The 3491-nt window shown below is 70.5% G+C and carries 3 protein-coding genes; all 3 read left to right on the forward strand.

Annotated elements, in window-relative coordinates:
- Nucleotides 1-1082 (forward strand): lipopolysaccharide biosynthesis protein (locus tag ACWDU1_RS30750; protein ID WP_450003847.1); only part of this gene is annotated, 1082 nt, incomplete at its 5' end.
- The gene (locus ACWDU1_RS30755) at nucleotides 1079-2083 is read left to right on the forward strand and encodes a CgeB family protein (protein ID WP_450003849.1); all 1005 of its coding nucleotides are present in this window, start codon (nucleotides 1079-1081) and stop codon (nucleotides 2081-2083) included. The genes ACWDU1_RS30750 and ACWDU1_RS30755, both read left to right, overlap by 4 nt.
- Nucleotides 2084-2110: 27 nt before the next feature.
- The coding region (locus ACWDU1_RS30760; protein WP_450003851.1) for a hypothetical protein at nucleotides 2111-3491 on the forward strand (1381 nt) is incomplete at its 3' end.

The following is a 3491-nucleotide window of genomic DNA, read 5'->3' on the forward strand; positions in this document are numbered from 1 at the left end:
CCTATCTCGCGGCCCGGGTGCAGGAGTCGGGCACCGATCGCGGGGTGGTCAACCACACCCGCGGCACCTATCTCGCGATCCGGGGCGGGATCCTGGGCGTACTCGGCGCCGCGCTGGGGGTGGCGGCGGCCGCGTCGGGTCCGGAGTACCTGGTCATGGTGCTGCTGGGCTTGTTCGTGGGTGGTTTCTGGTCGCTGTCGGAGGACTGGGTGCTGATCGGCCAGGGCCGGTTCGGCGCGTCGACGCTGTATCAGTCCATCGCCCGGGTGGGGTATCTGATCCTGCTGCTGACGCTGCTGCCGCGGTATCCCACCGCGCCGATGGCGATGCTGTGCCTGCTCGGGTCGGCGGTTATCGGCCTGGCGCTCACGTGGTGGGACACCTGGCGGGTCTTCGGCCCGCCGGCACCGCCGCGCGGCGCGTGGAAACTCATCCGCGCCGCACTGCCGGTGGTGACCGGCCGGCTGCTGACCACCAGTTACGGGCAGGGTGCGGCCACGGTGTACGGCGCGGTGCTCGACGCGGTATCGCTCGGCCTGTTCTCGGCGTCGGACCGGCTGGTACGGGCGGTGCAGTCGCTGCTCGATCCGATCGGATTCGCACTGCTGCCGCGGATGGCGAAACGCAGCGGTGAGGACCGGTTCTGGCCGGATGCCTTCCGCGCCCTGGCCGTCTGCGTCGCGGCGGCGGGGGTCGCCACCGCCGCGCTGTGGGTCGCGGCGCCGCTGGTGGTGCCACTGGTCTTCGGCGCCGAATTCGCCGGTGCGGTGGGGGTGCTGCGCCTCGAGGCGCTGATCCTGCCCGCCACCACGGTGACCTCGTTCGTCACCACCGCCGTCCTGCCGGTGCGCCAGGACACCGTCGGTGTGCTCGTCGGCTCGGCCATCGGCACCGTCGTGGCGGGCGCGGCGCTGCTGGTCGCCCTGCGCACCCATTCGGTGTGGAACCTGGCAGGAGGCATCGTGGCCGCCGAATTCGCGGTGGCGATCTGGTATCTCGCGCGGATGCGCGCATTGATCGTGCGAGAGCGCGCCGCGGGCACCCCGGTCCCCGCCGGTGCGCGGAGGAGAGAGACGCGATGAGGATTCTGTTCGTCGGGGACGACTGGCTCGGCAGCAACGCCCGCTCACTGGCCGAGGGGTTCCGCCGGCTCGGGCACGAGGTGATGGTGGTCGATTCCACCCCGGTGACCTTGCCGCCCCGGCTGTCGCCGTCCTGGTGGTATGCCAAGAAAGGGACGGGTCGCGCGCCGTGGTCGGCCGACCGCGTGCACACCCGGCTCGAACGCGCCGCCGCCGAATTGCGCCCAGATATGGTGTTCGGATTCAAATCGGTCTACCTGGATCAGCGGCGGCTGCTGGATATCCCCGCCGCCCTGCATGTCCACTACAGCCCCGACGACGTCTCCAATCCGGCGAATATCACCGCGGACTATCTGGCACACGAACCGGAATGGGACATGGTGGTCACCACCAAACGCCACAACCTGCCCGAACTCTCCGCCCGCGGCGTGCGCCGGACCCTGTTCGTGCGCAGTGCCTACGATCCCGCCTGGCATCATCCGGCGGCGCGGCGCAGCAGCCGGCAGTTCCTGGTCGGATTCATCGGTGCCTGCCGCCCCGACCGCCGTCCCGGTATGGTGTCGCTGGCCCGCACCTACGGCGCGCAACTACTGGTCCGGGGGCCGGGGTGGCGCCGGGTCCGGCAGTTGCGCACCACCCGCGCCGCGGTCGCGGGCCCGGTCTACGGCGAGGACTTCGCGATCGCGGTGGCGTCGGTGACCGCGAATCTGGTGCTGCTGAACTCCGCCAATCGCGATACCCATACCTGCCGGACGTTCGAGGTGCCCGCGTCGGGCGGGCTGTTCGTGGGCGAACGCACCGACGAGCATGCCGAACTGCTCGACGACGGGACCGAGGCGTTCCTGTTCTCCAGCCGCGACGAACTCGACGACATCCTGGAACGCTGCGCGCAGTACCCGGATCAGGCGGCCAAGGCCGCCGAAGCGGGGTACCGGCGCATCGTGGAGGGCCGGCACACCTATACCGACCGGGCCGAGGAGATCCTGCGTGCGCTGGACTGAACCGCATCCGGCGCCGAGGGGTCACCGATGCTGATCCCGGAGATCGTGTCCTCGAATACGCCGCTGCTGATCGTCGCGGCGGCACTCGCCACGCTTCTCGCGGCGGCGCTGCTGGCCCGGGGTGTGCTGCGGGTGTTGCTGATCGCGCAGACGCTGTACTGGGCGATGTCGTATATCGCGCGACCACTGGTCCTGCTGATCGTGCGCCCCGACCCCCATTTCGGTGACAATGTCGCCGACCCGCGGCTGGCCGAGATCGGGTACGACGCGGGGATAGCGGCGGTTCTGCGCCCGGTGGCCTTCGGCCTGACCGTGTACGCGCTGCTGATGCTCGGTTACGTCCTCTGGGCGCGGCGTCGCCCGCGACCCGCCCGGGCGCCGCTGGCCGGCGACCCGGATCTCATCGGCACGCTCTGGGTGCTGTACGTACTCGGGACGCTGGCACGGCTGGTGAGCGTCGCCAGTGGCGCGGCCGGGCAGGCCGGGGATGTCCAGAGCGCGTCACCGGTGCTGAGCCTGCTCACCATGCCCGCCACTCTGGGAGCCGTCGGGCTGATCGTCTTCGCCCGGCCCTCTCGGCAATCCGGCACGCTGGTGCTGCTCGGTGTACTGATGGTCGGCGAACTCTGGTGGACCACGGCGACCGAGTCGAAGACGCCCGTGCTCGGGGCCGCGCTGGCGGTGGCCGTGCGGTGCGCGCTGACGGGCTGGACACGGGCGAAGGTGCTCGGTATCGGCGCGGTGTCGGTGACCGGCATCGCGGGGTTCGATTGGCTGCAGTCGCTGAAGACCTCCCCGTATCTGCGTGCGGAGGCGGCCGCGGTCGACGGCGCCTATCCCCCCGCGGTCCGGCCCTTCCTGAGCCTGCTGCGCCGGTTCGACCTGCTCGAGGCCGCGACCGACGCCTATTACGTGGGCCCGGACTCGTGGTTGTCCCCGGCCGAGGTCATGGGACATCTGGCGCGCAGTATGGTGCCCGCGCAACTGCTGGCGGAGGAGAAATTGCATGCGGGCACGGCCTGGGCGGCCGAGGTGCGTGGCGCCTCGGTCGATATGAGCCAGGTATCGGTTTCGCTGGCCGAGGGCAATATCGCCGAAGGCTATGTGCTCGGCGGGACGACCGGTGTGGTGATCGGGGTGACGTTCACCGCGATCGTGCTCGTGGGCTGGGCGCGGGCGCTCTACGCGCGGCATCTGGTTCCGGTGCTCTTCGGTATCGCGCTGATCGAGGTGCCGGTGGTATTCGAACGCGGAATGCTCGGCAGCGCCGAGACATTGGGTAAATACCTGCAGGTCGTGGTGCTGGCCTGGCTGGTACGGCTGGCGGTGGGACAGTGGCGGCGCACCCATGCGCCGCCACCGTGCCCCGATCGCGGGCCCGATCGAGAACCGACGATCCGGCCGGCCC

This window comes from Nocardia sp. NPDC003345 (assembly GCF_053589395.1).

Excerpts from the sequence above, each read along its gene's own strand:
- ACWDU1_RS30755 (WP_450003849.1), top strand. The coding sequence starts at position 1,079 with ATGAGGATTCTGTTCGTCGGGGACGACTGGCTCGGCAGCAACGCCCGC.